Source organism: Micromonospora jinlongensis, assembly GCF_013410645.1.
Lineage (GTDB): Bacteria > Actinomycetota > Actinomycetes > Mycobacteriales > Micromonosporaceae > Micromonospora > Micromonospora zamorensis.
In genome coordinates, this window is sequence record NZ_JACCHK010000001.1 from 2,665,432 (window position 1) to 2,690,568 (window position 25,137).

The following is a 25,137-nucleotide window of genomic DNA, read 5'->3' on the forward strand; positions in this document are numbered from 1 at the left end:
GCGCCGAGGTGGCCGGATCGGGGGCTCTCACCGCGGCGACTGCTGCATGACCCAGGTGGGCACGGGCTCCGACAGGGAGCCCACCACCTCCCAGCCGGCGCGGCGGTACAGCTCGACGTTGGCCGGTTTGCTGGTTTCCAGGATCGCCGGCAGACCGTCGGCGGCGGCGCGCTCCAGCCCGGCCCGCATGACGGCGCGGCCCCAACCGCGTCCGGCGCTGTCGGGGTGGGTGCCCAGGACGCCGAGGTACCAGAACGGGAACTCGGGCAGGGCTGCGTGCACGGCCTCGTCGTAGCTCTGGACCCGAGCCTGCACGTCAGCGGGGTATCGCACCTCGGCCGACGTCTCGTGGCCGGCCGCCGGTGGCTCCCAGATGGCGACCGACGCTCCCCCACCGATCGTCCAGATCGACGACCGGTGCACCCGCTTGTCGAAGAGGTTGCCGAAGAAGGTGGCGGCGTAGCGCGGATAGGTCTCCTCGTCGGGGAACAGGTGCCGCAGGACGGGATCCTTGACGAACGCGGCGACCAGCGTGTCGACCACTGCTCGACGGTCCGCTGGGGTGGCGATGGTGATCTCGGGCGCTGTCACAGCAGTCGACCCTATCCGGAAAAAGCGCCTTGACCCTGACACGGTGGCGGACCGGAGACTGGCCCCATGGACCTCGATGACTACCGGAACCACTCCCCCTACAGCGACCCCGGTCGGCACGGCGGGCTTCTCGACGCCGTGGCGACCGACATCCCCACCGTGGCGGCGACCGCCCGCAACGTGATCGTCCACTACCGGGCCGGCGGCGTAGAGCTGCCCGACGATCGGCTGGACGAGGTGAACTGTCGCTGGGTGGACCGCATCCTGGACACGGACCAGTCCCGCTCTCTCCTGCCACTCACCGCTGAGCGCCCGGCCGTCGACCGGGTGGCCGGCTGCTGCCGGGACCACACGTTGCTGTCGGTGGCGGTGCTCCGCCAACACGGCATTCCCAGCCGCAGCCGGGTCGGGTTCGCCTCCTACTTCACGCCCGGCTGGCACCACGATCACGTGCTGCTGGAGTACTGGAACGGCGAACGATGGGTCTGGGCAGACCCGGAGATCGACCCAGCCGGCGACTGGCGGTTCGACGGCTACGACATCGACCCGACGGCAGGGCTCTTCGACTCGGCCGCACGGGTGTGGTCGGCCTACCGGGCCGGGGCGATCGACCCCGACGTCTACGGCGTGGCACCGGAATCGCCGATCCGCGGCGCCTGGTTCATCCACGACTACGTCATCCAGGAGCTCGCTCACCGGCAGAAGGACGAGCTGTTGCTGTGGGACAGCTTCGGCGCGATGACCGAGGACCTCGCCGACGCCGACCTCACGCTCGCCGACGAGATCGCCGCCCTGCTGCTCGCCGCCGACGACGGCGACGAGGGCGCGGAGAAGGCGCTCGCCGACCGGTACGCGACCGACAGCCGCCTGCGTCCCGGCGCTCAGGTGCAGAGCTTTTCACCGGTCTCCAACACGGTGAGCACTGTCGATCTGCGCCTCAGCCGAACGTGAAGGCGTACGCCTGGGCGCCAGGCTCACCGAACGTGATCTCCAAGGTCCGCTCCCGGACCGCGCCGTCCTGGCGGACGAGCTGGTAGAGCCGGCCGTCCTGGAGCACGCCGTTGCCGGCCTCGTCCACGTCGACGCCGTGTGACGGGCCGGGAGCTTCGCCGTCGAGGAGCACCCGGAACGGGATCGACCGTCCCGTCCCGAGGGCCAGCACGAGATGCGCGTCGCGGGCGTGGAACCGGAAGGCGATGCTCCCGCCGGCCCGATCGGCCACGACGCTCTCCGACCCGATCGTCCACTCGCCCGCCAGTGCCCACTGGTTGAGGCCCAGGCTCGCCGGCAGCTCGTAGGCGCGGCGTTCGTCGAGCGCGGGGCCGTTCGGCGACGCGAAGTGTTCGCCGCGACTGAATCCGAGGTACGTCTCGGGCGTCCGCAGCTCGCCCCAGTCGGCCTCCGCCTCCGGGCCGAGACCCTGCACGGGTACGGGGTCGCGCTCGATGCCGAGCAGTTGCTGGAGAACCCGCTCGGACTGCTCGTAGCGCCCCTCACCGAAGTGCTCGTCGCGGATGACCCCGTCGGTGTCGACGAAGTACAGCGCCGGCCAGTACTGGTTGCCGAAGGCGCGCCAGATCGCGTAGTCGTTGTCGACCGCCACCGGGTAGTCGATCGATCGCGCCGCGACCGCCCGCCGCACCTCGTCGACGTCGTGCTCGAACGAGAACTCCGGCGTGTGCACTCCGACGACGATCAGCCCGTCGTCGCGGTAGGCCTGCGACCAGGCACGCACGTACGGCTCCTGGCGCAGCCAGTTGATGCAGGTCAGCGTCCAGAAGTTGACCAGGACGACGCGTCCGCGCAGGTCGGCGGGGCCGAGTGGCTCGGAGTTGAGCCACTCGGCCGCCCCGTTCAGCGGGGGCAGGTGCACGGCCATCTAGCGAAGCGACCGGAAGGCGGTGCGCATCTCTTCGGAGAAGAGTTGCGGCTGTTCCCAGGCCGCGAAGTGCCCGCCCTTGTCCAGCCTGTTGTAGTGGATCAGGTTGGGATATGCCTGCTCTGCCCAACTCCTCGGAGCCTGGTAGAGCTCGTCGGGGAACACGCTCACGGCGACCGGGATGGTTACGCCCTTGGCCGCGAAGAAGGAGAGCTGGTTCTCCGCGTACAAACGAGCCGAGGAAACCCCGGTGTTCGTCAGCCAGTAAAGCGAGATGTTGTCGAGCAGGTCCTCCGGCGTGATGCCTCGGGGCTGGCCCGCAACGGACTCGGAAATGAGCTTCAGGCTGGCGGCGTCATGGTCGAGCATGTAGGTCGCCAAGGCGACGGGCGAGTCCGCCAACCCGGTCAGCGTCTGCGCGCGGCCCATCTCAAGGGCGTAGCTGGAATGCTTCCAGAAGAAGTCCGCCTGCTCACACGCGCGCTTCTCATCCTCCGAGAGAGTGGATGGAAGCGACGCGAGCGGATTGTTCGCACCGGTGATACCGGACTGGAGCATCGCATCGATGTCGGGCGGATACACGCCCGGCATGTTGGTGTGAATGCCGATGAGTTCCGGAGGCGCCTGCACACCCATCAGCTCCGTGATGAGCGCTCCCCAGTCGCCACCCTGCGCGACGAACCGCGCGTAGCCGAGGCGCTTCATCAACTCGATCCAGGCGGTTGCGATGTGTTGCGGGTCCCAGCCGGGCATGCTCGGCTTCCCCGAGAAGCCGTAGCCGGGCATCGACGGGATCACCAGATGGAAGGCATCCGAGGCACTCGCACCATGTGCCGTGGGATTGGTGAGCGGGTCGATGATCTTCATCTGCTCGATTACTGAGCCGGGCCACCCGTGCGTGATGATCAGCGGCAGGGCGTCCTCATGCTTCGAACGGATGTGGATGAAATGGATGTCGAGGCCGTCGATCTCAGTCATGAACTGCGGCAGGGCGTTCAGCCTCGCCTCGACCTTACGCCAGTCGTACTCTTTCTCCCAGTAACGCGCGAGCGCCTGCATCGTCGCAAGCTGCACGCCCTGCGACTGATCCGGCACGGTTTCCTTTTCCGGCCAGCGCGTGGCGGCGATGCGCGCACGCATGGCCTTGAGTTCCGACTCGGGGATTTCCACCTTGAACGGACGGATTTCCGTGGTGCCGGGTCGCGTCATGGTCTTGACAGCCATGCGTGCTTCCTCTCCGTCTGGGTTTGCGCCTCGCGAGGAGTGGGCGGGGGCGGATCGCGTTATTCCCAGGTTGACGGCATTCAGGCACGACCATGGGGAGAAGTCCTGTCAGCGGTCACCGGGCCGAAGTGGGACCTGCGACGGCGTGCTCGGCGGCCCGGCTGACCTGCTCCCAGCCCGCCCAGGTGTCCATCCGCCGGCGGGAGAGGTCGAACGCCAGGTCGTACACCATGCTCCCGAGCAGGAGCCGCAGCGGCGGGTCGTCGCTGTCGACCAGGCGCAGCAACGCCTCTGCGGCCAGCCGGGGTTCGCTGTCGATCGATCCTTCCGCCCACTGTCGCTCCAGTTCGGCGCGCAGCGGCGCGTACGCCTCCATCGGGGTGGTGGCGCTCAAACTGGTGTAGAGATCGGTCCAGTAACCGCCCGGCTGCACGATGCTGAGCTTGACGTCGAAGGCCGCCGCCTCCATTGCCAACGCCTCACTCATGCCTTCCAGGGCGAATTTGCTCGCGCTGTACATGCCGGTGCTCGGAAAGCCACCCAACGCGGCGATGCTGGACACCTGCACGATGTGGCCGGACCGTTGGGCGCGCAGATGCGGCAGCACCGCCTGACTGACCCACAGCGCGCCGAAGAGGTTGACCTCGAACTGGGCTCGCGCCTCCGCCTCGGTGAACTCTTCGACCATTCCCATGGACAGAGTCCCGGCGTTGTTGACGACGATGTCGAGCCGTCCGAAGTGCTCGACGGCGGTGGCCACGGCGGCGAAGACCGCAGCCCGGTCGGTCACGTCGAGGGTCAGGGCCAGCAGCCGGTCGCCGTGGCGCTCGTCGAAGCCGTCCCGGGTGATGGTCCGGGCGGCGGCGACCACCCGGTCCCCACGCTCGAGCGCGGCGTCGGTGAAGGCACGGCCCAAGCCGCGGCTGGCGCCGGTGATGAACCAGGTGCGCATGTCGGAGCTCCATCCCTTAGCGAGACGAGACGGTCCGTCTCGTCATAGAGGAGAGATTAGGCCACGCCGGCCCGCCCGTCAAGACGAGACGGTTCGTCTCGTTGCTGATATCGTGGTGCCCCATGACCCCCAACACGGCCCGCCGGAGAGAGACCTCCCGGCGCGCCATCCTCACCGCGGCCTTCGACCTGCTCCAGGAGATCGGGTACGCGAAGGTCAGCATCGAGGGCATCGCTGCGCGCGCCGGCGTCGGCAAACAGACCATCTACCGCTGGTGGCCGTCCAAGGGCGCGGTCATCTTCGACGCGTTCCTCATGCTCAGCGAGGCCACCGAGGGTGGGCCGCCGACCTTGCCGGACACCGGCGACCTGGCCGCCGACCTGACCCTGGTGCTCCGCGCCACGGTCGAGGAGATGAACGATCCCCGGTACGAGCAACCGATGCGCGCCCTGGCCACCGAGATCGCGCTCGACCCTGAGCTGGCGGCGGCCTACGCCGAACGTCTGGACGGGCCGTTGAAGGAGGCCAAACGGCAGCGCCTGCGCAGCGCCCAACAGGCCGGGCAACTCGCCGACGACATCGACCTCGACGTGGCGGTGGACCTGATCTGGGGACCGTTGTTCAGCCGATGGCTGCAACGCAGCGGACCGCTCACCGCCGAGTACGCCGACCTCGTCGTCACCACCGCCCTCAACGGGTTGCGCCCCCGCCGGCCGGCTTGATCCACTCGTCTTTCTTGAAACCGGTCCATCCCGGGCCACACGACACCCCGCCTTCCTGAAAGCCGAGTGGATCTAGTTGCACCGCCGCGAGCTGGTGCGGCAACATCAGGCGCCGTGACGGCACCGGACTCGGCCCCCAACAACGACACCCCGGTCGGCACACTCGGGTCGCGTCGGCGGGTCAGACACTGGTTGGCCGGCGCCGGGGTCACCGCCCTGGCCGCCGTGCTCGGCATCACACTCGCCGTACGCGGTGGTGCCACCCCGGCGTGCGCCGCGCCACCGACCGGAAACACCGTCCACAAGGCAAAGGCCAGCTTCTACGACGCCGGCCGCTCGGGCGGCAACTGCTCCTTCCCCGGCCCACCCGCGGACCGGCTCTACGTGGCCCTCGGCTCGTCGGCGTACTCCGGGTCCGCGGCCTGCGGCAGCTACCTGGACGTGACCGGCCCGAAGGGCACCGTCCGGGTCATGGTCATGGACCAGTGCGGCGGGTGCGGTTCCGGCAAGATCGACCTCTCCGACGAGGCGTACGCCAAGATTGCCGACCGGGCGCAGGGCATCGCGCAGGTGACGTACCGGGCGGTGGTGAACCCGCCGCTCGACGGAGGCCTCACCTTCCGGATGAAGGGCGGCGCCTCGCGGTACTGGTTCGCGGTGCAGGTCGGCAACCACGGCAACCCACTCCGCTCGGTCGAGGCACAGGGGCCGGGCGGCGGCTTCCGCAAGGCGACCCGCCAGAGCGACAACTACTGGACCGTCGAGGGCGGGCTCGGCCCCGGGCCCTACAACATCAGGGTCACCGACGTGTACGGACGCCAGGCGACCGCCACCACCATCCGGATGATCACGAAGCAGGTCCAACGCAGCACGGCCACACTCGCCTCGCCCACGCCGCCCAGCAGTTCACCGTCGGCTCCCCCGTCCCCCAGCATCGCGCCCTCGCCGACCCCGTCCGAATCGGTCGCACCAACGGCGACCGTCGAGGCGCTCGCCGGTGCCGCCCCGCTCAACGCCCCTCGCTGCTGACCCGGCCTTGTTCAGGGGCGCTGACCCACCCGGGGAACCTGGCGCACATCGTGGGCAGATCCGGGCACAGGCCCGGGCCGTACACGTCGGCGATCGCCCTCCTGCGTCGACGCCAGCAGGTACGCCGCCGATGAAAGAGAGAAGGGACACCCTCCGCGGCCCGTTGACACGCGTTTTGAGCGAGTGACAGCGTTGTCATCGACTCATTTCCTCCATATGAGACGAGGAGCGCAACTTGCTCTATCGGAGTTCACGCCGCCGCAGCGCGACAGCAGCCGCAGCAGCCGGCATTCTCATCACCGGGCTGACACTCGCCCCGTCCGCGCCGGCCCAGGCCAGCCGTCACCGCGCGCAAGACGGGGCCGTCCGGTCGGGCGACGCACGTTTCGAAGTGCTGTCCCCGACGCTGATCCGCACCGAGTACCAAAAGGACGGCAGGTTCACCGACGCCGCCACGTTCAACGCCATCGGGCGCGATGACTTCTCCCGTACGCGTTTCACCAAGCGCGTCGATCACGGCTGGCTCACCATCGACACCGGCGCGATGACGTTGCGTTACCAGGTCGGCTCGGGCGCTTTCACCGCCGACAACCTCACCGTGCAGCTCAAGACCGGCAAGCAGGTCGTGCAGGGCCGCCCCTGGGCCGGTCACACCGCTCCGGCCTGCGTCCTCGGCGCACTCTGCGAGGCCGAATCGCTGCAACTGAATGGTCCCGGCGTGGCCACCGACCACCAGGGATACACCGGACGCGGCTTCGCGGCCGGTTTCGCCTCGTCCGGCGACTCGGCCACGTTCGCGCTCGACGCTCCAGCGAGCGGCACGAAGCAGCTCACCGTCCGCTACGCCAACAGCACCGGCGGCGACGGCCAGAACGTGGCCCGCACCCTGACGGTCCAGGTCGACGGCGACGCCGGCCGCACACTGACGCTGCCGCCCACCACGAACTGGGACACCTGGGGCCTGGCCAGCGTGCCGGTCGACCTCACCGCGGGCCGGCACGAGATCAGCGTGGTGCGGGGTCCCAACGACTCCGGCAATGTGAACGTCGACAGCCTCGCAGTGGTCAACCCGGGTGATCCGTTCCCGGCGCCGGCCGCGCCCGAGCCGCAGCCAATGCGGTTCGGCACGCTGGCAGAGGCCGAGACAGGCGCGCTGACCGGCGGCGCGAAGCCCGCGAACGACCACAACGGCGCTTCCGGTACGGGATTCCTGGCCGGCCTGGAAAGCACTACCGCCGCCGTGGCACTCACCGTGACGGATGTGCCCTCCGCAGGTGACTACCAGGTGCAGATCCGCTACGCCAACGGCCAGGCCGGCTCCCAGCCAAGCCAGGCGCGCACCGTATCGGTCACGGCGGAAACGGCTGCGCCGGTCACGGCGACCCTTCCGCCGACCAGCGGATGGGACTACTGGAACACCGTTTCCGTACCGGTCCACCTCGACCGCGGCACCAACACCGTGACGCTGGGATGCCCCACGGACGCCAGCTGCAACGTCAATGTGGACACGGTCGCCGTGACGAGCAAGGGTTCCCCACTGCTCGCCCCACACGCGCCGCTCGGCGGCTATCGCCGGGGCCTGGACGGCGTGTCCGGCACCGCGCTCACCGCTCCGGGCCTGCTCTACCAGGACGGCTGGTACCTGCTCGACGACTCGGCCTCGGCCCTCAGCAACACCAAGCCCCGGCCCGCCCCCGAGCAGGACGGCTACGTCTTCGCCTACGGGCAGGACTTCACCCGCGCTCTGAAGGACCTGGCGACCCTGACCGGACCCACGAAGCTGCTGCCCAAGTGGGCGTACGGGGTGTGGTACTCCGAGTACTACGACCGCACCGCGACCGAGTTCCAGGACCTGGTGGCCCGGGCGAAGGCCGAGGGTGTGCCGCTGGATGTGCTCGTCCTCGACACCGACATCAAGGCGCCGGACAAGTGGAACGGCTGGAGCATCGACCCCACCCGGATCCCCGACCCGAAGGCGTTCTTCGACTGGGCGAAGAAGCAGGGCCTGCACACCGGCATCAACATCCACCCGAGCATCCTCGGCTCGGACCCGAAGTTCGCGCAGGCGCAGGCCACCGCGAAGGGCAAGCTCCAGCGCGTCGGCTGCAACGGCGGTCCCGACTGCTACGCGTTCGACTTCGGCGACCCGGACCAGCTCAAGGCGTACATGCAGCTCCACGACGGGATGCTGCCGAAGGGCAGCAAGGGCCCGGACTTCTGGTGGCTGGACTGGTGCTGCGACAACACGAAGTCCTCGCTCGCCGGGGTGACCGCGGACGCGTGGATCAACCAGCAGTACGCCGACAAGACCGGCTTCGCCTTCTCCCGGGCGTACGGCTCGTTGCAGGCCGGCGGCTACGGCAGCCCGACGCCGGTGTCGACCGGGCCGTGGGCCGACAAGCGCACCACGCTGCACTTCACCGGCGACACCACCTCCGACTGGCAGACCCTGCAGATGGAGGTCGGCTACACACCGGGCGAGTCGGCCGCGACCGGGCTGGCCGCGGTCAGCCACGACATCGGCGGGCACACCGGCGGCCTCCAGGAGCCGGGCAGCGAACCGGGCAGCACGAAACTGCCCGACGACCTCTACGCCCGGTGGGTCCAGTTCGGCACGTTCCAGCCGATCGACCGGCTGCACTCCAACCACAGCGACCGGCTGCCCTGGCAGTACGGCCCAGCGGCGAACGCGTCGGCCAAGAAGTTCCTGAACCTGCGGAAGGAACTGCAGCCGTACACCTACGCCGCCGCCAAGGAGGCCACCCGCACGGGTACGCCCATCGTCCGCTCGATGTACCTGGCGTACCCGAATGAGCAGGCCGCGTACGCCACCGCCGGATCCCAGTACCTCTACGGCCCGGACTACCTGGTGGCACCGGTGACGACGCCGGGCAACACCGCCACGACGTCGGTGTGGTTCCCGCCGGGCAACAGCTGGACCGACATCTTCACCGGGAAGACGTACCGGGGCGGCACCACGCAGAACATCACCACCACGCTGGACACCATGCCGGTGTTCAAGAAGCACTAGAACCTGTTTTTGCAGGGATCCGGACACCGGCCGGGTGGGGCAACCCACCCGGCCGGTGGGCGGATGCAGGCGCTAATCCACGCTCTTGCCCAGGGAGAGACCGGCGTCGGTATAGCCGTGCCGGCTGTAGAAGCGCACTGCATCGACGTTGCGGTGGTAGATGCCGGCCGACAGGTACGAGATCCCCCGGCTGGTTGCCCACCGTTCGGCCGCCTGCAACAAAACTGATCCCACCCCAAGTCCCCTGGCGTCGGGCAGCACAACCGTGTGCACCTGCGCCGAGGGCTGAGGACACAGGATCTGATGCTCCGGCGGATCAGATTGAAGTAAGACCTCAACCATCCCGACGACCCGGCCATCATCAGTCTCAGCGACGAGAACCCCGTCTCGATCCGCTTGGTCGGCCAGCATGACCGCGAAGTGGCGAACCACCGCCTCGCGCTGCGGAATGCGGTATGTGCCGGCGTCAAGAGCGAGGTGCGCCTCGGCGTTGGCCAAGCGCAACTCCACCAATGAAGGGACGTCCGCCAGACTTGCTGGCCGAACCCTCAGCCGTGTCTCCTGCATCATCTCGATCCTACGGTCGACGCCACCTTGAGCCTTGGCCGTGGCCGGCAGGAGGCGGCAAGGAGTGTCATCGCGGGTGGTTCGAGCGGCGCTCCCGACGGTGACTGCGGCCGCCCCGCCAGTTCATCCCGGCGCGGCTTGCCGCCAATCCAACTCGCCTCGGCGTGGCATCCCCGGGTACCGACTCAGCAGGTGTCGGCACGACCGTTCCTCTCCACCATTTCGGTGAAGGGCAGGGGGCAGCGGGAGCTTTCGGCGCAGGCGACCAGGTCGTCACAACCGGCCGAGATAGCGTCCCGCAGGGTGTCGCGGATGACGGTCAGGTCCGCCAGCCTCTGCTCGACCTCGACGAGCTTCTCCCTGGCACGCGCCTGGAGGCCGCTGTCGGATCGGCCCCTGTGCTGGTGCCGGCCGGCGTCGAGCAGGTCGGCAACCTCGTTGAGGGTGAAGCCCAGCCGTTGTGCGGTCTTGATGACTCGCAGCAGGGTGACCGCCTCGGCCGGGTAGAGCCGGTGCCCGCCCGGCGACCGCTGCGGCGAGTCGAGCAGACCCCGGCGCTCGTAGTAGCGCAGCGTCTGCTGGTTGACTCCTGCCGCGTCGGCCAGCTGACCGCTGCGCAGGCCCGACCCGGTCACCCCTGATCTCGCAGAGACACGGCACGCTCGGCGAGGGCGTCGAGCACGTCGACGTGGGCCGCCGGCACCCGGACGTCCAGCGAGAGCGAGTCGGGGCCCGACCGGGAGAGGCCGAACGTGAAGAACGAGCAGCAGGACGACTCACGGGCCGTGAGGTCCCGCGCCATCTCCTCGACCTGCGCATCACCATCAAGCCGCAACCGCAGGTGCTGCGCCGACAGCCGGTCGAGGCCCCGCACCGCATCGGTGAAGAACTGATCAAACTCGGCGAGCCGCAGCGGCCGTTCAGCCGTCGGGAGCGTGCAGGCCTCCGGCACCCAGGCGTCGTCCGTCGTGATGTGGCGATCACTCATACTCTCGACGGTAAGCCTGTACCCAGGTATCAGATGCAAGCCCGACGCCTCGCTGGGTTGAAATCCCTCAGTACGCGCCCGCCTACTTCACCGTCTGCATCGCCTGACCGGTCATGACGCCGTAGCCGACAACCGCCGTTGCATGGCGCCACTTCGGTGACTGAAGCGGCACGGGACCTCAGGCTCAACCGGACCGGCGGGGCCGTCGCGCCAGGGACAACCACCCGAGGAACCGCGCGTGCATCGCCGGCAGGTTCGGACGCAGACCCAGACCGTGTACGTCGTCGATCGCCTCGTGCATCGACGCGGCCAGGTAGAACGCCAGGGCGATCGAATGACCGTGGAACTCGGCCGCGAGATCCAGCCGAGCCGGGCCACACGGCCAGGGCGCGGCGCAGTTGCGGCACAGCCACGCCGGGCGCATCGGCAGGTGCGGGCGGGGGCGGGAGGTCATCCGACCCTCGCCGGACCCCGGCGGACGGGCCGACGCTTCGTGGCCTTCGTCGGAGCGGTGGGCTGGGCCTGGAACCGCACGCCCCGACGCATCACGTACAGCTCTCGTCGCGCCACCGCATCGCCGGCGGCGTTCAGCTCGTAACCCTCAATCCACACCCAGCCGTCGTACGTGTGCCGCTCGGGCAACTCACGGATGACGCGCACGAAGATCGGGCGCAGGAACTGCACGCTCGCGGCCGTGGCCAGAAGGACCACATCGCCGGCCTTCATCGTCCCGATCAAAGCAACCCCCAGGGGTACGCGACAGCGCGGTTCGCGCCCGAACGCCGGACGTGGGGACTGACCGCCTCGGGCGACCACGGGCCGTAGGGAACCTTTGGCGCCTCCGGGTTCGCGGGCTTGGGCTTCTCGGGCTTGTTGTCGGGCACGGTCTCCCCTTGGGGCCTATGGGAAGGGGCCGCTCCCGTGAGTGCTCGCCCGTCGGGAGCGGCCCCGCTACGAACGCGACCGCCGGACCTCGATCCCTACCGGCCGCGCCACTTGGTGACACTCTGCTGTGGAGACCACTACGCTCGGAAGGCATCCCAGGTGTCCGGGCTGACCTGGCGGAACAGGCCCAACCCGTGGGGAATCTCGGGAAGCCGATCTCCGATTTGAGGAGCGTTGCATGGCTGATGTGCCAAGTCCCCTCGCGGACTTCATCGTGAGTGAGATCCGCCGCGCTCGTGGAGCGTCCGGGATGACGCAAGAGGCGTTCGGCCGGGCAGCGGGCTTCAGCGCGTCGCATGTCAGCGCCGTGGAGAGCGGCACCCGGGCGCTAACGATCGACTTCATCCGGGGAGCGGACCGCGCCTTCAGTAACGACGGGCTGTTCGGACGACTGGTGGTGAAACTCGGCGCACCATCGTGGTTCCTGGCGTGGCTGGACGCCGAGCGCGGCGCGCGACAACTTCGCCTTTTCGAGCCACTACTAATCCCTGGCCTACTTCAGACCGAGAACTACGCCCGCGTGGTGATGCGCTTGAACGACCTCATGTCAGCTACCGAAGTAGACCAACAGGTAAGCGCTCGCATGAGCCGACACAAAATCCTGACCGGTGACACGCCGCCTCAGGTGGTAGCCGTGCTGGATGAATCCACGCTTCGTCGCGCCGGCGACGAGCACGCCGGCATCATGGCGGAGCAGGTCGCGCACCTCATCACCGTCGCAGAGTTGCCGCACGTTCACGTGCACGTGATCCCGGCAGGAGCCGGCCTCCACATCGGGCTGTCCGGACCGTTCGCGCTGGCCCGGGCCGGCGACGGAACCTGGGTCGGGCACCTCGAAAATCAGCTAGGCGGGATCGTGGTCGACAACGAAGATGGGCTACATACTCTTCAGACGAGGTGGGAGAACGTGCGGAACGAAGCGCTCCCGCGCCGACAGTCCAACGAGCTGATGAAGGAAGTGCACAGCGATCATGGACCTCACTAACGCCACCTGGCGCAAGTCCCGGCGCAGCGGATCGTCCGGAGGCAACTGCGTCGAAGTCGCCGACAACCTGGCCGGCGTCGTCGGCGTTCGGGACAGCAAGGACCCTGCCGGCCCGGCACTAATTTTCGGTCCGACTGCCTGGCGAGCGTTCGTCGCTCAGATTGCCGAGCGGCCGTAACCTACGCCGGACGCGCGACAGCGCCCGTCGGCTCGGGTCCGTTTGGCGGACGGGAGCGCGGGCCGAAGCCCGCTCCACAGGGAGTGCGGTCGACGGTGGACGGGATGCCGGGCAGTGGTGACGAACTGCTTGACTGGGAGACCATGACAAAAAAGGTGACGACGCGCCGCGTGACCCTCGCCATCGGTGGCGCCTTGATCGCCGTCGGGTTCACCGTCGTCATCGGGGCAATCTTCGTTGCCCCGTTTGGGATCTTCCTTGGCCAACTGATCGCAGTTGCAGGCGGCCTGATCCTAGGCAGAGTCCTTCTGCCGGGACGCACCTCCGGCGGGGCAGGTGGCACAGCTCCGCGCGCCGACGACGAGTGATCGCCGAGTAGTCCGATGGCCGGCCGTTGCGACGCAGCACGAGGGCACGTCCGATCAACGCAGGGCCCTCTCATCGCAACTAGGTGCCAGACTGCCTGGATGACCGAACGCCTTGCGCCTGTGCTCCGGACCACGGACGCCAACGCCGCGGTGACCTGGTACTCCCGCCTTGGTTTCGTGAAGCAGTGGGAGCATCAATTCGCCTCTGACTTGCCGCGGCGGGCCGGGCGGCGGCCCGCTCTCCCAGCAGGGCGGGTCGACGGCAGACGGGATGGCAGCGATGTGAATGCTATTGTCCGTCGCAACGGATGCGGCACGGAGGTGGCGTTCTTTATGGCCAAGAAGCAGACAAAGCGGCGTTGGCTAAAAGACGCACCGGAGTGGGTGAAAAACCTATACAAGCTCCGCCTGGAGCTTGAATACCAGCGATCTTCCGGCGAAGCATTTCAAGAGCTGTTTGATCGCATTATGCGATCGATTCATAGCCAGGACTACGTTTCAACTGCCGCCATTGGAAACGAAGGGGACCTCGGCTGCGACGGATACCTGTCTTCCAAGCGGATGTCCTTTGCTGTGTACGGACCAAAGACGCCAGTGAGCATCACTGCTGCAAGATCGAAGATGAAGAAAGATTTCAATCGCTTTATTGAATGTTGGAATGAGTCGAGAGGGGTCACTCAGTGGACTTTTGTGGTGAACCATCCCGGAACCCATCCCTCGCTCGTGCAGATCGCCGACGAGCTAAGCTCCGAAAGGCTTAGAGTCACCATCTGGTCCCGGTATGACCTTACCCAGCAGTTCCTCTTGTTTGGCCAACGGGACCTAGTGCAGGTGGAGTTCGGCCCGGCTGACCCCCAAGCAAAGAATGCGCCGCCAGTTGCAGTCGTTCCGGAGGACAACTTTGTTCCGAGTCGGGAGATAACCATTCTGCATAGGATGCTATGGGCCCGAATAACCTGCAATTCTGATGAATATTTTAAGCTGACCGAGGTGCACTGTAGTTTAGTTGAGGCAAACCCGGTGCGCTCGTTTTTTGCCAGCTACCATTTGCTGGCTTCAGCTTTCATGTACGCGAGCCTTGAGTATATTGTTGACCCCGATACCATTCGAGTGGAAACAGTAATGCAGGCGGCTGGGATTCGTGATCGTGTTGCCCGTAAGACTGCACGTCTCGCATGGAACTTAGTAATGAAGGGCGTCCTTGATGAATACTACCGTGGGCCTGACGTAGGCCTAAATGGCGATATCGCACTCATGGCCGTTACGTCAATTGCCCACTGGCCACTCACGCTAGGAGTAATACGCATTTGTAGTCAAAAGACGGGACAATTCGAGACTGCAATTCTCGATGAAGTGTGGTCTTTTGCGATGGACTTTAAGTTTCATAAGGAGTAAGAGATCTACCGAAATTGGCGTCCTGATTCGGCCGAAGCCGCCCGACCGTGCGGAGTTAGTGTCGGCCTGACGGTCGCTTTTGGCTAGCTGAAGCAGTCAGCGGTGAGATGGCGTGGGCCTGGGCCACCGACGAGCGTGAGCCGACTTAAGCACAAGAAGGTCTCCCTTGGATTCAAAACGGCGGCTGCTCGTCCTCTATCGGCTCGTAGCGAGCAACGATGACAGCCTTGCCGCTTTCAGTCCAAGTGTTGCGCCCTTCAAGTAGCGTCGTCAAGTGTTCCTGGCACGCCTCCCAGTGGCCTTCGCAAGGGCCCGGTGCGCATCCAGGATCGTTTTCGAACCAGACCACGAACCGCACCTCATTGCGGCACGCGGCATTAAATCGACCGACTTGGGGACACATCCTATAGGCGCGGCTATACCAGCGCAGATCGGGGAACTCTTGCTGGCAAGCGGTTAGCTGCCAGCGAAATCCGGCTTCAAGGGGAGCTTTCTAAATGACCGGTCCCGCAGCAACTCTAGGGTCACCGCGTTCTCAGGGAACTCACCGAGCCATTTGGTGACGTTGGTCTGGGAGCAGCCAGCTTCTAGACCTGCAAGGGCAAGGACGCGCCGGTGTAGGGGGTTCTCAGCGCGTTTCACGGCCTCTGCAATTACGACCCGCGCCTCCTTGCGGTTCCACTTGGCAAGGCGCTGGGCAGCCACGGCAGTCATGGGCAGCGACGAACCGCCTCGGGACAGAATGGAGGCGAATTCCTCTTGAATCGGCCGACCTACTTTGCCGCGCGAGGGGAACATGGTGCCGAGCTGCGCCGCCGCCCACTCGACCTTAGACCATGGCTTTCCGAGGTAGTCGATGTACCAGTCCTCCATGCCGCCAGTCCTCTTGGCATCCCGGAAGAGCCGCGCTAGTGAGTCAGCGCCTTGCGGCATTCGCATAGCCACTTCCATGAAACTGTCGACCTTCACAAAGTGCTTGTAGGTTCTCATCCGGGTAGTAGCAAACTTCAAAGAGGTGCGACTCGCGGTTTCTTTGGCATCAACTAGTCGCTCCACCAACTCATCAAGGCGCTTAGTTACAAGCTTTTTCTTGAGGAGAAGCTTGCCGAACAGGAGTTCCTCCTCGATCGCACTATGTTCGACCTCACGAGCGCTGAGGGCTACCTGCTTCCCCTCCAGCAGCTCAGTCTTTCCGGAGTTCATATGCAGGCCCATGTCATTAAGCGCACTGTTGATCTCGACCTGCGCGTGGCGTAGATTGCCGGCATCCTCACCGAAGAGCCACACATCGTCCATCCATCGGACGAAGCTATGCCGTTTACCCGAGTCGTAGTCAACTTCGGATGAATGGTGTTCCAGTACCTCGTCCAGCTGAGACAAGTATAGGTTCGCGAGCACGGCTGATGCCTGGAAGCGTTGAGGGATACCGCTCCGGCCAGAGACCTTGGTCCAACTCTTAAGACGAGGGACAAGATGATCGACGATGGGTCGAGCGCTCGCCCGAGTAACTTTGCCCTCGATCTCCTCGATCAGCCGCTCGACCGGGATGCTTGCGAAACAGGAAACGATATCGGTTTTGAGTGCTACATCGAACTCCCCGGCCAAGAGCGACAAGTAGGAACGGTAATTTCCCCACTGCTTGTCGTTTGGAGAATAGAGGCCTGCGGTCATACCCTTTACCGGGAGCCGCCAGCCATACGCATTGCGATGCATCCCGCCGATCAACGGCACGCTGAGGTGACCCACAAGCGCCTGATAGGCAAGTCGGTCCAGCGGGTCCATCACCATCGCCGGCCGGATACCGAAATTCTCCTTTGGGACATCAATCTTTGAGATGGCCCGCACATCAGTGCTTTCTAGGCGCTCCTCTATGAGGTCACGTCGAGTAGCAACTACCCAGTCCAACTCGGGCCAGCCCCACGGGTCACGGAACCAGTCACCCAGCAAGTCCTGGTGACATGCAATCAGAGCCTTATCCAGGTCCAGTGATGAGGCCCAAGACACGACGCAACCTCCCTCGATCGGGCAAGACCCCAATCCTCGCTGAGGTCACCCGACTTGGCCAGCCACTATTGGGCCGTCTCTGCGCCGTCGGGGCCGCCGCTGGGCCGTTGGATGCTGACCAAAGGTGACCAAGGACCACCGGTAGCGCCCGAAGAAACGGCAGGTTAACCGTCATCTATTAGCGGCTGAGCTGGTGGGCGACGGACGAGTCGACCTGTACGCCGGATTCTGTGCGCGACGCGTACCCCGAAGGGTTTGCGCCGGCGGCGGCCATCCATCTCGGCCTGCCGTTGCCGGCAGGCTCCAGCGGCCTACCCGCAGACATCGGGCGGGCAGCCCTCAAGCGTCTGCGCCGGGTCGTCATCTTGCGGTGACGGCCCTTGCTTGGCCTTGCTCCGGGTGGGGTTTACCGAGCCACCCCGGTCACCCGGGGTGCTGGTGGGCTCTTACCCCACCGTTTCACCCTTACCGTCCCCGTTGGGGTCGGCGGTCTGTTTTCTGTGGCACTGTCCCGCGGGTCGCCCCGGGTTGCCGTTAACAACCACCCTGCCCTGTGGAGTCCGGACGTTCCTCGGCGGCGGGCTTGAGCCCGCCGACGCGACCGCCCGGTCGACTCGTCCGTCGCTCCCTCATCCTAACGACGTGCCAGCTCCCGGTATTGCCGCCCCACCTGGGCAAGATCGAGCAGCTCAAGGGCAGTGGTCCGGCGGATCCGGCCGATGAGGCGGGGGCTAGCCTCGTGGGGCTATGGATCTCTCCCACGCCGCGCTGCTGCTCGCCGCCGGTCTCGCCGCTGGCACGGTCAACGCGGTGGCCGGTGGTGGCTCCCTGATCACCTTCCCGGCGATGATCGCGGTCGGGTTGCCCCCGGTGCCGGCGAACGTCAGCAACTCGGTGGCCGTGTTCCCCGGGTACCTGGCCAGCGTGGCGGGTAGCCGGCAGGACTTGCCGCGTCCCCGCGCGTTGGCCACGCTGGTGCCCACCACGATCGTCGGCACGATCCTCGGGGCGCTGTTGCTGCTGGCCACGCCGGCCCGCGCGTTCGAGCTGGTCGTACCCTTTCTGGTCCTCGGCGCGACAGCGATCCTGGCCTTCCAGGACCCGTTGCGCCGGCTGGTCGGTCACCCCCGGGACATGTCGCCCCGGCAGCGGACGGTCGCGGTGCAGACGATGGTCGGGCTCGGTGCGGTGTACGGCGGGTACTTCGGTGCGGCGCTCGGGGTGATGCTGGTCGCCGGCCTGGCCCTGGTGTTGGACGCGACCCTGGCGCGGGTGAGCGCGATCAAGAATCTGCTGTCCGCGGTGGTGGGGTTCACGACGCTCGTGGTGTTCGCCCTGTTCGGCCCGGTGAACTGGGCGGCCGTCGCGGTGGTCGCGCCGGCCACGTTGATCGGGGGGTACGCGGGTGCCCGGCTGGTCCGCCGGCTGCCGTCGGTGCTGCTCAAGACGGTGATCGTGGTGTTTGGTACGACGATCGGCCTCTACCTGCTCTGGCGCGCGTTGAGCTGACGCCAAGATCCGCGCAACTTCAGGGAAACTGCTGCCTCAGCGCGCGTCGAGGCAGCAGTTTCCCGGAAAGTGCGCGGATCTTGAGACGGGGTCAGTACACCTCGCCCACCGGCTCCTCGGCGGCCTTCTCGGTGTCGGCGGCGGCTCGGTTCCAGCGGGACCAGAGGACACGTTCGCCGTAGCCGGCGGCCATCAGGTGCGCGAAGGCCAGGTAGACCAGCACGCCGACGGCGAGCACCCCGAAGCCGACCCAGAACGGCAGCGACAGCGAGTGCTCGGCGAGCTTGCCGGAGATGATCGGTGCGGGCGCGGCGGCGCCCCAGCGGACCAGGTTGAACGCGCCGGTGGCGACGCGCCGGTCGCTGGAGCCGAGGCCGAGCGCCAGGTCGGTGAGGTTGGCGTTGGCCAGGCCCATGCAGAGTCCGGCGAGCACCAGCACCACGAGCGCTTCGGCGGTGCTGCTGGAGGTGGCGAAGAGGACCATGCAGACCAGCAGCCCGGCGATGGCCACGCCGACGGTCTGCACAGCGCCGATCCGGTGGGCCAGCCGGTGGCCGATCACCATGATGCCGGCGGCCAGGCCGAGCCCCCAGCCGGTGAAGGCGAGCCCCAGCGGGATGACGTCCAGGCCGAGGAAGAGCGGCGTGTAGCCGAGGACCACGAAGAACACGAAGTTGTACGCGGCGGTGACCACGCAGAGGGCGATGAACGCCGGCCGGCGGTAGGTGGCGAAGATCTGGCCGACGCGTACCGGGGCCTGGCGGTTGGTGGGCTCGCGCAGCTTGCGGGAGGCCACGCCGAGGGCGAGGACCATGAAGACGCCGCAGACGAAGAACGGCAGCCGCCAGCTGATCTCACCGAGCAGGCCGCCGATCAGCGGGCCGACGGCGAAGCCCATGCCCAGGGCGGTCTCGAAGAGGCCGACCACCCACTCCCGGTCGATGGCCAGGTTGACCAGCACCACCATGGCGGTGGCGAAGAACATCGCGTTGCCCAGACCCCAGACGCCGCGCAGCACGGAGAGTTGCACGATGTTGTCGCTGAACGAGGCGAGGATCGCGGCGAGGCCGACCACGGAGACGCCGGTGATGAGCACCGGTTTGAAGCCGAAGCGGCCGCTGGCCAGGGTCGCCGGGATCATGCCCAGGGCCATGACCGCGATGTACGCGGTGAACAGCAGCTCGACCTGCCAGGCGGTGACGCCGATCGCCTCGCCGATGGCGGGCAGGATCGGGTCGACGACGGCGATGCCGGCGATGGCGAGGAAGGCCACCAGGACGGTGGCGTAGATGGCACTGCGGTTCGGTTCGGAACGCCGATCCACTCCGACTCCTCAACTAGCTGTATGGTACAGGTACTTATTCTGTATCATACAGCTATGAGTGACGACGACGAGATCACCCTCGGCCGCATCGAGACTGAGGTTGCCCTGCTGATGCGCTTCGGCGAGGCGACCCGGCGGGCCACCGGCACCGCCGAGCACCGGGTGCTCGACCGGGCGGCGTACGTGATCCTGCGTCACCTGGACACCGCCGGCCCGCAGAACGTCTCCGCGCTCGCCGCCCGGCTCAATCTGGACGGCTCGACCGTCACCCGGCAGGTGTCCGCGCTGCAACGCGACGGCCTGATCGTGCGCGCCCCCGACCCGACGGACGGCCGCGGCACGGTCATCTCCCCCACCCCGGCCGGGCTCCAGCGGATGGCCGCCGTGCAGAACGCCCGCACCCGGCTCTACGGCGACATGCTGGCCGACTGGAGCGCCGAGGACCGCACCACCCTGGCAACCCTGCTGGGCCGCCTCAACCAGGCCCTGGTCTCCCGCAGCCGCCCCCGCTGACTGCCGAAACGCGCCTGAGCCGAAATGCGCCTGAGCGGCGGGAAACGCCCCTGATTCGTCTGCGACATCAGCTCCACAGCGTCCGAGCAACACCCGCAGCGGCCGGACGACACCCCGCACGATCGCGGCGGAACAGGTGCGCCCGGGCACCGACCACGTCGGCACCCGGGCGCGTACCCGATCTCAGGCGACCGGCTCCCGGGCGGAGTCGGCGTCGCGATCGGTGCCGGGGGTGATGCGCGGGTCGCCCTCGTCGGCGAAGTAGTCGTCCGGCGTGGTGCCGTCGACTCCCTCGTCCACCTTCGCGGCCCGCAGCGCCAGTGTCACCAGTGCCGCGACGGCCAGGTTGACCGCCACCGCCACGATGCCGACGTAGATCGTCCTGGTGGTGTCGAACCCGAACTCCGACAGCGGGAACGCCGAGCCACCGAAGTGCTTCCTGGTCGGGCTGGCCACCTGGTAGAGCATCCACATGCCCAACCCCATGCCGACCGCCCAGCCGACGATCAGGCCGGTGCGGTGGAACCAGCGGGTGTAGAGACCCAGCGCCACCGCCGGCAGCGTCTGAAGGATGATCACGCCACCGATCAGCTGAAGGTCGATGGAGAACTGCGGGTCGAGGAAGACGATGCAGGCCACCGCACCGACCTTCACGACCAGTGAGGTGATCTTCGAGACGTTGGCCTCCTGGGCCGGGGAGGCGTCCCGCTTCAGGTACTCCTTGTAGATGTTGCGGGTGAACAGGTTCGCCGCCGCAATCGACATGATCGCTGCGGGCACCAGCGCGCCGATGCCGATCGCCGCGTACGCGACACCGGCGAACCAGTCCGGGAACTGCTGGTCGAACAGCAGCGGCACGACCGTGTTGTTGTCCACGCTGCCGGCAGAAGCCCCGGGCAACGGCTTCACCCCGGCCGCGATGGCCATGTAGCCCAGCAGCGCGATCAGCCCGAGCAGCAGGCTGTACGCCGGCAGCGCCGACATGTTCCGCTTGATCACGTCGCGGTTCCGGCTGGCCAGCACACCGGTGATGCTGTGCGGGTAGAGGAAGAGCGCCAACGCCGAGCCGAGCGCCAACGTCACGTACTGAAGCTGGTTGTTGCCGTTGAGCAGGATGCCGTCGTTCGGGTTGGGCGAGGCGTCGAACTTCGCGTCCGCGGCGGCGAAGATGTCACCCCAGCCGCCCAGCTTGTAGGGCAGGTAGACGACCGCCACCAGGATGACGATGTAGATCAGGCTGTCCTTGACGAACGCGATCAGCGCCGGCGCGCGCAGCCCCGACTGGTAGGTGTACGCGGCCAGGATGGCGAACGCGATGATGATCGGCAGGTGCCGGGCCAGCGCGTTGTCGCCGGTGACCCCCATCGTCTTGAGCACCGCCTCGATGCCGACCAGCTGCAACGCGATGTACGGCATGGTGGCGACGATTCCGGTGATCGCGATCAGCAGCGCCAGCACCGGCGAGTCGAACCGGTTGCGGACGAAGTCGGCCGGCGTGACGAACCCGTGCCGGTGCGACACCGACCAGAGCCGGACCAGCACCAGGAAGACCAGCGGGTAGATCACGATGGTGTACGGCACGGCGAAGAACCCGGCCGCTCCGGCACCGAACATCAGCGCCGGCACCGCCACGAAGGTGTACGCCGTGTAGAGGTCACCGCCGACGAGGAACCAGGTGATCCAGCCGCCGAAGCTGCGCCCGCCCAACCCCCACTCGTCCAGGTGCGCCATGTCCTTCGGTGCCCGCCAGCGCGCGGCCACGAAGCCCATCACGCTCACCAGCAGGAAGAGGAACGAGAAGACGATGATCTCGGTGAGATGGTCACGCCACATCACTGGACCTCCTTCGTTCGCGACTGCGGGGCTCGCAAACCCGGCTCACTCCTCGCGCTCACCGGTCTCCCCGCTTCTTCGTCATCTGGTAGACCAGCGTCGTGGTGCTGACGCCAAGCAGGATGAACGCCAGTTGCAGCCAGTAGAAGCGTGGGAAGCCGAAGACCCGGGGCGAGTCGCCATTGAAGAAGACCGGGATCAGCGGCACCACGATGGGAATGAAGAGCAACCAGTTCCAGGGACTGTGGTCCTTCGCCCTGGTTGGCGCCGTGGTCGGCGCCTCCGGTTCCGGTGCAGCCATCTGACACACCTCCGGGGAGTCGTGGCTCTCGATGTAACGGCCGGAGGCTACGACTCTGTGACGGCGGTCACCCGACCCGCCCGGAGGGTGCTGCGCCGAACGGCCGACCGGCTGCGCCGAACGGCGGGCCGGGCGATCTGGCGGATGAGCGGGTGCACCTGGCCGACGACGGCGTGGGGCCCGGGTGCGCTCGGCACCCGGGCCCCACATCTGCCGATCGTCGGCTCACCCGGTCGGGGTCACCGCTGTGCCGCCCAGAGCACGGCCCGGCCGAGCTGCGACTGCAAACCCTTCGGGTGCAGGCGGAACGTCGGGTCGGTGCCGAACAGCACCACGCCGTTTCCGGCAGCGGAGACGCCCCGCACGATGCTGGCCTGGTTGGCCGCCGCCACCTGACCGTTGGCGCCCTCGGTGGCCCACCAGCCGGAGAGCAGCGGGTCGGCGGCGTACGACTGCTCGACCTCGACGCCTGCGCCCAGGTCGGTGAACCAGACGGGCTGGCTGATGAACGCGTGCGGGATGGCGGAGGTGGTGACCGGTCCCCCGTTGTTGACGATGTTGGCCACCCCACTCGCCAGGCTCGGCGCCGCGGTGGCGGTCACGGTCAGCAGCCCTGCGTCGTTGCTGAGGGACGCCCCGGCGGTGCCCAGGCCGACCACGCCGCCGCCCCGGGCCAGGAACCGGTCCAGGGCCGCCCGGTTCTCGGCGGTCAGGGTCGCCAGGTTGACGTTGTTGGCGACCAGCAGCACGTCGACGTCGTCGGTCAGCGTGCCGACCAGCGTCGCGGCGGTCAACTCCCGGCCCTCGAAACCGAGGTCGGCGAGGGTGTCGCGCTCCTCGACCATGCCGAGGTAGCCGACCACGACCCGGTCCAGTGGGGTGCCCTGCCAACGGGCCGGCGCGCGTTCGAAGCTGACCGCGTGGGCGCGGACCTCGGCAGCGGCCAGCTTCCGGTTGGCCGGGGTGCCGGGGACGACCACCGACCCGTCCGCGAGGCGGTGGACCTTGACGCCCTTCGCGAGCAGCGAGTTCACGGCGAGCAGGTCGGCCGCGTCGCGCAGGTCCAGGCGCAGGTCGGACCGACCGGCGGGCAGCGTGCCCTCGGCCCGCCCGTCGTAGGTCCGCTCCAGGCGTACCCGGGGCAGGTTGTCCCACACGGTGTCCACTGTGGCGCCCCAGGTGAGCCCCTGGCTCCAGGCGGCCGGGCCCGCGTACAGGTCGTTCACCCGGTCGGTGATGTCGGCACCCGGTTCGAGCAGCGAGTTGACCAGGCCGCGCTTGGGCTGGTGCAGGTCGACGACGTACGAGCCGGCCTGGTAGCGGTTGCCGCCAGCGGTGAAGTCCGTATTGGCCCGCCACACCCGGCCACCGCTGTCGATCAGCAGGTCGACCAGGCGGGCCGCGGCCGGCTCGGAGCGCTGCCCGGCGCCGCTCGGGATGACGTACGCCCGGGGGAAGGTGGTGTTGTAGTTGTCCTCCGGACCCCAGCCCGGCACATAGCCGTCGGGGATGTCGCGCAGCGGCTCACCGGCCAGACCCCGCCGGTAGACCTCGGCCTGGTCGTGCAGCACCTCGGCCCGGTGGTCCTGGATGTAACGCAGCGAGGTGCGGATGGCCACCTCGTGCACGTCGGTGTTGATACCGGAGCGACGGACCCGTTCGGCGGGGGTGAGCGTGCTGCCGCGCGGGTTCAGCGGGGCCTCGATCGTGTACGGGATGCTGCTCTGCAACATGGCGAAGGACGGTACGTAGATCGGTGGGAAGTCGTCCCAGACGCCCGGTTCGTCGTCGCGGAAGGGGATCCGTGCCCGCTGGGTCTCGGCGTACCCGAGACCGCGCAGGCCCTCCTCGATCGCCAACGCGTTGGGCAGGCCGTGCTTGATGTACAGGTCGTACTCGTTGTTGACGTTGTGCGGCGGGGTGCTGGGGTGCAGAAGGGTCGGGTTGACGTACCCGTGCAGGTCCAGCGTGATGATCGGTTTGGTGTCGATGATCAGGTCACGGATGAGGTTGGTCTCGGGCTGCGCGACGATGGTCAGGTCGCGGTTGAGGTCGTAGCCCGCCGAGTTGGCCCGGGTGCCGGCAACCCGACCGTCCGGGTTCGACGTGATGTTGAAGACCAGCCGGTTGCGCCGCAGCAGCTCGGCGACCTCCGGGCTGCGGTCGGTGGCGAACTCCTCGATGACCCGCAGCGCCGCGTCGGTGCCCTCCCACTCGTTGCCGTGGATGTTGGCGTTGACGAAGAGCGGCGTCTTGTAGCCGGCGAGCAGCCTGCGGTCCCGCTGCGCCCGGGCGGGTTCGTCCTCGATGAGCCGCTTCCAGGTCTCCTGCTGCCGTGCCTCGGCGCGACTCTCCGGCGCGGTCACGGTGACCGCGTACAGGTCGTAACCACCAGCGGACTTCCCCGCGACCCGGGCGGAGACCCGGTTGCTGGCCCGCTGGAGCGCGTTCAGCTTCGGTGCGATCTCGTCGTACGGAATCACGCCGATCGGAATGGAAGCGTCGGCCGGGTTGTCCGGCCAGACCGGGAGGGTGCTCTGCCGGGGATAGCCCCGTACGTCGGAGAGGTCGACGGGGACCGACGGCACCGTGGGCAGCGCGCTGGCGGACACCGGCCCGGTCAGGGCCATGGTCGCGAGCAGTGCGGTGCTCACCGCGGTCGCGGTGAGGCGGGCGAGAGGTCTTGCGGACAGCATGAACGGATCTCCTGTCGGAGGGTACGCGCAGGCGAACGCGCCACCGGGCCGGAGACCAGCGGGGATGGGAAACGCCTGCAGCGTGCGAGGGAGGGAGGAACCC

At 67.4% G+C, this 25,137-nt stretch carries 24 protein-coding genes and 1 other RNA gene; 10 read left to right on the plus strand and 15 right to left on the minus strand.

What is annotated here, in order from left to right; translation table 11 throughout:
* Window positions 1-27 precede the first annotated feature (27 nt).
* Window positions 28-591 carry a GNAT family N-acetyltransferase gene (locus HNR22_RS11335; protein WP_179780330.1) on the minus strand — a complete coding sequence of 188 codons (564 nt, stop codon included), beginning with the start codon at window positions 589-591 and terminating at the stop codon, window positions 28-30.
* Window positions 592-657: 66 nt separating this feature from the next.
* On the opposite strand from HNR22_RS11335, the gene HNR22_RS11340 reads away from it, so the two are divergent.
* Window positions 658-1,542 carry a transglutaminase-like domain-containing protein gene (locus tag HNR22_RS11340; RefSeq protein WP_179780331.1) on the plus strand — a complete coding sequence of 295 codons (885 nt, stop codon included), beginning with the start codon at window positions 658-660 and terminating at the stop codon, window positions 1,540-1,542.
* Here the strand turns inward: HNR22_RS11340 and HNR22_RS11345 are convergent.
* The 3 genes from HNR22_RS11345 to HNR22_RS11355 form a co-directional block, all read right to left on the minus strand.
* A complete protein-coding gene (locus HNR22_RS11345) occupies window positions 1,529-2,470 on the minus strand; it encodes a redoxin family protein (protein WP_179780332.1) in 942 nt (313 codons plus the stop codon). The two genes, HNR22_RS11340 and HNR22_RS11345, sit on opposite strands and share 14 nt — an antisense overlap.
* Window positions 2,471-3,694 carry an epoxide hydrolase family protein gene (locus HNR22_RS11350; RefSeq protein ID WP_179780333.1) on the minus strand — a complete coding sequence of 408 codons (1,224 nt, stop codon included), beginning with the start codon at window positions 3,692-3,694 and terminating at the stop codon, window positions 2,471-2,473.
* A gap of 115 nt (window positions 3,695-3,809) precedes the next feature.
* On the minus strand, window positions 3,810-4,646 hold the full coding sequence (locus HNR22_RS11355) for an SDR family oxidoreductase (RefSeq protein ID WP_179780334.1): 837 nt from the start codon (window positions 4,644-4,646) through the stop codon (window positions 3,810-3,812).
* Window positions 4,647-4,768: 122 nt separating this feature from the next.
* On the opposite strand from HNR22_RS11355, the gene HNR22_RS11360 reads away from it, so the two are divergent.
* The 3 genes from HNR22_RS11360 (at window position 4,769) to HNR22_RS11370 (ending at window position 9,428) form a co-directional block, all read left to right on the plus strand.
* The gene (locus HNR22_RS11360; protein WP_179780335.1) at window positions 4,769-5,368 is read left to right on the plus strand and encodes a TetR/AcrR family transcriptional regulator; all 600 of its coding nucleotides are present in this window, start codon (window positions 4,769-4,771) and stop codon (window positions 5,366-5,368) included.
* A gap of 114 nt (window positions 5,369-5,482) precedes the next feature.
* Complete coding sequence (locus HNR22_RS11365) at window positions 5,483-6,397, plus strand: expansin EXLX1 family cellulose-binding protein (RefSeq protein ID WP_179780336.1); 915 nt, start codon at window positions 5,483-5,485, stop codon at window positions 6,395-6,397.
* A 391-nt stretch (window positions 6,398-6,788) separates the two neighbouring features.
* Window positions 6,789-9,428, plus strand: a complete 2,640-nt coding sequence (locus tag HNR22_RS11370; RefSeq protein ID WP_343059783.1) for a TIM-barrel domain-containing protein — start codon at window positions 6,789-6,791, stop codon at window positions 9,426-9,428.
* A gap of 72 nt (window positions 9,429-9,500) precedes the next feature.
* Here HNR22_RS11370 and HNR22_RS11375 read toward each other — a convergent pair whose 3' ends face one another.
* The 5 genes from HNR22_RS11375 to HNR22_RS11395 all read right to left on the minus strand — a co-directional run bounded on the left by HNR22_RS11375 (window position 9,501) and on the right by HNR22_RS11395 (window position 11,709).
* Window positions 9,501-9,998: a GNAT family N-acetyltransferase gene (locus HNR22_RS11375; protein ID WP_179780338.1), complete on the minus strand. Its 498-nt coding sequence runs from the start codon at window positions 9,996-9,998 to the stop codon at window positions 9,501-9,503.
* Between the two features lie 182 nt (window positions 9,999-10,180).
* On the minus strand, window positions 10,181-10,630 hold the full coding sequence (locus HNR22_RS11380) for a MerR family transcriptional regulator (RefSeq protein ID WP_179780339.1): 450 nt from the start codon (window positions 10,628-10,630) through the stop codon (window positions 10,181-10,183).
* Window positions 10,627-10,983, minus strand: coding sequence for a hypothetical protein (locus HNR22_RS11385; RefSeq protein ID WP_179780340.1), 357 nt, complete (start codon window positions 10,981-10,983; stop codon window positions 10,627-10,629). The genes HNR22_RS11380 and HNR22_RS11385 overlap by 4 nt, the downstream gene beginning before the upstream one ends.
* A 184-nt stretch (window positions 10,984-11,167) precedes the next feature.
* Window positions 11,168-11,437: a hypothetical protein gene (locus tag HNR22_RS11390; RefSeq protein WP_179780341.1), complete on the minus strand. Its 270-nt coding sequence runs from the start codon at window positions 11,435-11,437 to the stop codon at window positions 11,168-11,170.
* Window positions 11,434-11,709, minus strand: a complete 276-nt coding sequence (locus HNR22_RS11395) for a hypothetical protein (protein ID WP_179780342.1) — start codon at window positions 11,707-11,709, stop codon at window positions 11,434-11,436. Before HNR22_RS11395 ends, HNR22_RS11390 begins: the two co-directional genes overlap by 4 nt.
* A 397-nt stretch (window positions 11,710-12,106) precedes the next feature.
* Here HNR22_RS11395 and HNR22_RS11400 point away from each other — a divergent pair, with 397 nt between their 5' ends.
* From HNR22_RS11400 to HNR22_RS11415, 4 genes are all read left to right on the plus strand, one after another.
* The gene (locus tag HNR22_RS11400; protein ID WP_179780343.1) at window positions 12,107-12,913 is read left to right on the plus strand and encodes a helix-turn-helix domain-containing protein; all 807 of its coding nucleotides are present in this window, start codon (window positions 12,107-12,109) and stop codon (window positions 12,911-12,913) included.
* Window positions 12,900-13,091, plus strand: a complete 192-nt coding sequence (locus tag HNR22_RS11405) for a DUF397 domain-containing protein (RefSeq protein ID WP_179780344.1) — start codon at window positions 12,900-12,902, stop codon at window positions 13,089-13,091. Before HNR22_RS11400 ends, HNR22_RS11405 begins: the two co-directional genes overlap by 14 nt.
* Window positions 13,092-13,186: 95 nt before the next feature.
* Complete coding sequence (locus HNR22_RS11410) at window positions 13,187-13,459, plus strand: hypothetical protein (protein ID WP_179780345.1); 273 nt, start codon at window positions 13,187-13,189, stop codon at window positions 13,457-13,459.
* 99 nt (window positions 13,460-13,558) lie between these two features.
* On the plus strand, window positions 13,559-14,854 hold the full coding sequence (locus tag HNR22_RS11415; protein ID WP_179780346.1) for a hypothetical protein: 1,296 nt from the start codon (window positions 13,559-13,561) through the stop codon (window positions 14,852-14,854).
* Between the two features lie 456 nt (window positions 14,855-15,310).
* Here the strand turns inward: HNR22_RS11415 and HNR22_RS11420 are convergent, their stop codons facing one another.
* Both HNR22_RS11420 and rnpB read right to left on the minus strand, forming a co-directional pair.
* The gene (locus HNR22_RS11420) at window positions 15,311-16,858 is read right to left on the minus strand and encodes a reverse transcriptase domain-containing protein (RefSeq protein ID WP_179780347.1); all 1,548 of its coding nucleotides are present in this window, start codon (window positions 16,856-16,858) and stop codon (window positions 15,311-15,313) included.
* Between the two features lie 201 nt (window positions 16,859-17,059).
* Window positions 17,060-17,475: RNase P RNA component class A (gene rnpB / locus HNR22_RS11425), an RNA gene on the minus strand.
* 130 nt (window positions 17,476-17,605) lie between these two features.
* On the opposite strand from rnpB, the gene HNR22_RS11430 reads away from it, so the two are divergent.
* A complete protein-coding gene (locus HNR22_RS11430) occupies window positions 17,606-18,367 on the plus strand; it encodes a sulfite exporter TauE/SafE family protein (protein WP_179780348.1) in 762 nt (253 codons plus the stop codon).
* A 91-nt stretch (window positions 18,368-18,458) separates the two neighbouring features.
* Here HNR22_RS11430 and HNR22_RS11435 read toward each other — a convergent pair whose 3' ends face one another.
* Window positions 18,459-19,691 carry an MFS transporter gene (locus HNR22_RS11435; protein ID WP_179780349.1) on the minus strand — a complete coding sequence of 411 codons (1,233 nt, stop codon included), beginning with the start codon at window positions 19,689-19,691 and terminating at the stop codon, window positions 18,459-18,461.
* Between the two features lie 54 nt (window positions 19,692-19,745).
* Between HNR22_RS11435 and HNR22_RS11440 the strand changes: the two genes are divergently transcribed.
* Window positions 19,746-20,204, plus strand: a complete 459-nt coding sequence (locus HNR22_RS11440; RefSeq protein WP_179780350.1) for a MarR family winged helix-turn-helix transcriptional regulator — start codon at window positions 19,746-19,748, stop codon at window positions 20,202-20,204.
* 183 nt (window positions 20,205-20,387) lie between these two features.
* Here HNR22_RS11440 and mctP read toward each other — a convergent pair whose 3' ends face one another.
* The 3 genes from mctP to HNR22_RS11455 all read right to left on the minus strand — a co-directional run bounded on the left by mctP (window position 20,388) and on the right by HNR22_RS11455 (window position 25,034).
* Entirely contained in the window at window positions 20,388-22,037 is a 1,650-nt protein-coding gene (gene mctP / locus HNR22_RS11445) for a monocarboxylate uptake permease MctP (RefSeq protein WP_179780351.1), read from the minus strand.
* A gap of 58 nt (window positions 22,038-22,095) precedes the next feature.
* On the minus strand, window positions 22,096-22,338 hold the full coding sequence (locus HNR22_RS11450) for a DUF3311 domain-containing protein (RefSeq protein ID WP_088949530.1): 243 nt from the start codon (window positions 22,336-22,338) through the stop codon (window positions 22,096-22,098).
* Between the two features lie 239 nt (window positions 22,339-22,577).
* Window positions 22,578-25,034, minus strand: coding sequence for a M14 family zinc carboxypeptidase (locus HNR22_RS11455; protein WP_179780352.1), 2,457 nt, complete (start codon window positions 25,032-25,034; stop codon window positions 22,578-22,580).
* Between the last annotated feature and the right edge of the window lie 103 nt (window positions 25,035-25,137).